Source organism: Sphingomonas sp. CCH5-D11 (assembly GCF_001557395.1).
In the GTDB taxonomy this organism is placed as follows: Bacteria; Pseudomonadota; Alphaproteobacteria; order Sphingomonadales; family Sphingomonadaceae; genus Sphingomonas.
On the sequence record NZ_LSKH01000233.1, the window covers coordinates 1 to 3,188 of the forward strand.

At 65.0% G+C, this 3,188-nt stretch carries 4 protein-coding genes and 2 pseudogenes; 5 read left to right on the plus strand and 1 reads right to left on the minus strand.

Features of this window, described 5'->3' with window-relative positions; translation table 11 throughout:
* On the minus strand, positions 1–409 hold a 409-nt coding region (locus AX702_RS14420), incomplete at its 3' end, for a SprT-like domain-containing protein (protein WP_066780720.1).
* Positions 410–909: 500 nt separating this feature from the next.
* Between AX702_RS14420 and AX702_RS14425 the strand changes: the two genes are divergently transcribed.
* From AX702_RS14425 to AX702_RS21705, 5 genes and pseudogenes are all read left to right on the plus strand, one after another.
* Positions 910–1,272, plus strand: a complete 363-nt coding sequence (locus AX702_RS14425) for a type II toxin-antitoxin system TacA family antitoxin (RefSeq protein ID WP_231731863.1) — start codon at positions 910–912, stop codon at positions 1,270–1,272.
* Positions 1,273–1,274: 2 nt separating this feature from the next.
* Complete coding sequence (locus AX702_RS14430; protein WP_197420623.1) at positions 1,275–1,808, plus strand: GNAT family N-acetyltransferase; 534 nt, start codon at positions 1,275–1,277, stop codon at positions 1,806–1,808.
* Positions 1,809–1,813: 5 nt separating this feature from the next.
* Positions 1,814–2,122: a DUF2442 domain-containing protein gene (locus AX702_RS14435; protein ID WP_082746280.1), complete on the plus strand. Its 309-nt coding sequence runs from the start codon at positions 1,814–1,816 to the stop codon at positions 2,120–2,122.
* Positions 2,119–2,238 (plus strand): annotated as a pseudogene (locus tag AX702_RS22125) (phosphoglycerate mutase family protein); the annotation flags it as partial. The gene AX702_RS14435 and the pseudogene AX702_RS22125, both read left to right, overlap by 4 nt.
* Before the next feature lie 64 nt (positions 2,239–2,302).
* A pseudogene (locus AX702_RS21705) lies at positions 2,303–3,188 on the plus strand (IS3 family transposase); the annotation flags it as partial.

Sequence of the window (3,188 nt, forward strand, 5' to 3'; positions counted from 1 at the left end):
CTGCATCCAAGATCGGCGCGACGGCCGCCAGGAACGCCTCGCCGGGGGGGGGGGCGCGCATCGGCCCGACCAGCCCCAGCCCTAGCGCGATCCGTTTAAACGCCTTCCCATGCCCTGCCGGGATGCCGACAGCGGCATGGACCAGCTCATGCGCGAGGATGGCCGCGATCTGCGCCGGCATGGCGTCGGGCGCGTGAGCGAGGTCGGGACGGATGAAGATTTCAAAATGCCCGTCCGCGCTGCGCCGATTGTCCCAGCACTCGCCGATCGCCTTGCCCTTCGCGCCCCTGCTGGTGAAGCCGATCGCGACGCGCACGCGCGAGGGCAGGGGGGCATCCAGCGCCTCGAACAGTGGGGCCATGCCCGCTGCCACCCGGTTGAGCCAGCTTTCGCGGTTGTCCTGCGTCATGCCTTCTACTCCCTTCAAATCGCCCTTCGGGGCGATGGCCTCTCGCCATCGCTCCCGAGTTCGCGCGGAGCAGCCGGCGAGAGAGGGGGGCAGCGGGAATCGACGGGGTGGAGCGGCCGCAGCGCAGCGAGGCACGGCCCGTCTATTCCCGTTGCGGGGGAGAGGCGGCCGGGAACGCCTTTCCCCCTGAACGAATATCCACGCCGGCAACGCCGGCACCGCAGGCCGGGGGCCTTGCCCGCCTCGCGCGAGGATCGTCACGCGGATGCGCCAAGACCGCTTGCGGGCTTGGTCGGAGCCGTCAGGCGGAGATAGAGCCGTGCCTGAAGGGACGCGCCCGACATTGCACTCTAGTGTCGGAATGACGGTATATTGATGTCGTTAAGATATACAGACGATATATAGTAGCGCCTCGGATGCCCTGTGCTTCCCGCCACTCTCAAGCATCGCTGAAATGACGATCACAGCGGCCGTGACTCCGAAATGACGAGAGGCCCCGCTTGAAGTTTCCGGCAATTGGCCGTACATTGCGTCAAGGTAAGGAGAAAGCTATGGCCCACGCACAAAGACGGGAAAGCGCCTCCCCAGCTCGCCGGCGAGCCGAGCGACTGGAAGCGCGCGTGACGACTGAACAGAAGGCTCTCATCGAGCGCGCCGCCGCGCTCGAAGGGCGCAGCATCACCGATTTCGTGCTGACCAGCGTTCAGGACGCGGCGAAGCGCGCCATTGCGGAGCATGAAGTCATCCAGCTTAGTGTCAGGGATTCCCAAGCCTTTGTGGATGCGCTGCTCAACCCGCGCGAGCCGAGCAAGAGGATGCGCGAGCGTGTGGCGGCTTATACCGCGCGGGTCGGCGATCAATAGGCGTGGGCACCGCAAGGCCCGTTATCGAGCTTCTCGACACGACGCGCCACGATCGTTCCGGCTTCTCCTGCGGCGTCGAAGCGCTCGACCGCTATCTGCAATTGCAGGCAAGCCAGGACGCGCGGCGGCGCGTGGCGGCTCCCTATGTGCTGATAGAGCCGCCATCGCCTAACGTCCTCGGCTTCTACACGCTGTCGAATACATCGCTGCAAGCGGCGGAGCTGCCGGCCGCACTCGTCAAGAAACTCCCGCGCTACCCCGTCCTGCCTGCCACACTCCTGGGCCGGCTCGCGGTCGATGGGAAAGGGCGGGGCGGGGGGTTGGGAACGGTTCTTCTGCTCGATGCGCTCCGGCGCTGCCTGCGGAGCGAGACGGCATCTCTGGCGGTCGTGGTGGATGCCAAGGATGACGCGGCGATTTCATTCTATGAACGACACGAGTTTTTGCGGCTGCCCGATCAAGCCAATCGTCTGTTCAAGCCGATGGCGGAAATCGAAAAGCTGTTCAGGAGCACTGACGGGCCGGGAACCGGATGATCGCCATGACGGATGAACAACGTAACGCGTCTGAAACAACGCAGGCCGCCAAGCTGCCAACAATCCTCGCCGTCCAGGCGTCCGGATCGGCGTCGCTGCGTCTCACCTGGTCCGATGGCATCAAGGGCGAGCTTGATCTGATCGGCGTGCTTGCCGATCGCCATTTCGAGGCGCTGCGCGACCCGGGGACGTTCGCGCAAGTCGGGGTAGGGGAGTGGGGCCATAGCCTCGCATGGGCTTCGGGCGTCGCACTGGGCGCTGACATGCTCCGGCATGAAATGGAGCTGACGCAGATGCGGCGTGAACGGCCATGAAGGCGATCTTCATCCGCCACGGTGAATCCACCGGCAATGCTGGGGTGCCGTGCCACGACCTCGCGACGATCGAGCTGACGGAGCTGGGCCAGGAACAGGCGCGCGAAGTCGCGGCGATGAGCTGCCCCCTTCTGAGTGGTCCATCGACTATTACAGTCTGGACCAAGGAAGGGACGACGAATGCCTGCGAAGAAGCACAAGCCCGAGGAGATTATCGGGAAGCTACGTGAGGTTGAGATCATGCTGGGTCAGGGCGGCACGACCGCCGAGGCCTGTCGGCGCATCGCGGTCAGCGAGCAGACCTACTACCGCTGGCGCAAGGAATATGGTGGCCTGAAGACCGATCAGGCTCGGCGGATGAAGGATCTGGAAAAGGAGAACCTGCGGCTGCGCCGGGCGATCTCGGATCTGACGCTGGACAAGCTCATCCTGCAGGAGGCAGCCAAGGGAAACTTCTGAGCCCCGCACGGCGTCGGCGCTGCATCGACCAGGTCCGGGAGGTGCTGGATGTATCCGAGCGGCGGGTGTGCCGCGTGCTCGGCCAGCACCGGTCGACGCAGCGCAAGGTGCCGTTCGGGGCAGATGACGAGTTGGCGCTCACCGAGGATATCATCGCCCTTGCCAGGCAGTACGGGCGCTACGGCTATCGCCGGGTGACGGCGCTGCTGCATGCGGCGGGTTGGTCGGTGAACCATAAACGGGTGGAACGGATCTGGCGACGCGAGGGGCTGAAGGTGCCGCAGCGCCAGCCGAAACGCGGCCGGTTATGGCTGAACGATGGCTCGTGCATCCGGTTGCGGCCGGAGTATCCGGGGCATGTCTGGGCTTACGACTTCGTCGAGGAACGCACCCATGACGGACGCAAGTTCCGCATCCTTACCATTATCGACGAGGCGAGCAGGGAGTGCCTGGCACTCGTCGTCGCGCGCCAGCTCAAACACGAAGACGTACTGGCAGCGCTGGCCGAGTTGTTCATCGAGCGTGGTCCGCCCGCGCATATCAGGTCGGACAATGGCAGCGAGTTCATCGCCGCCGCCGTCCAGACCTGGCTCAGGCAGATCGGCGT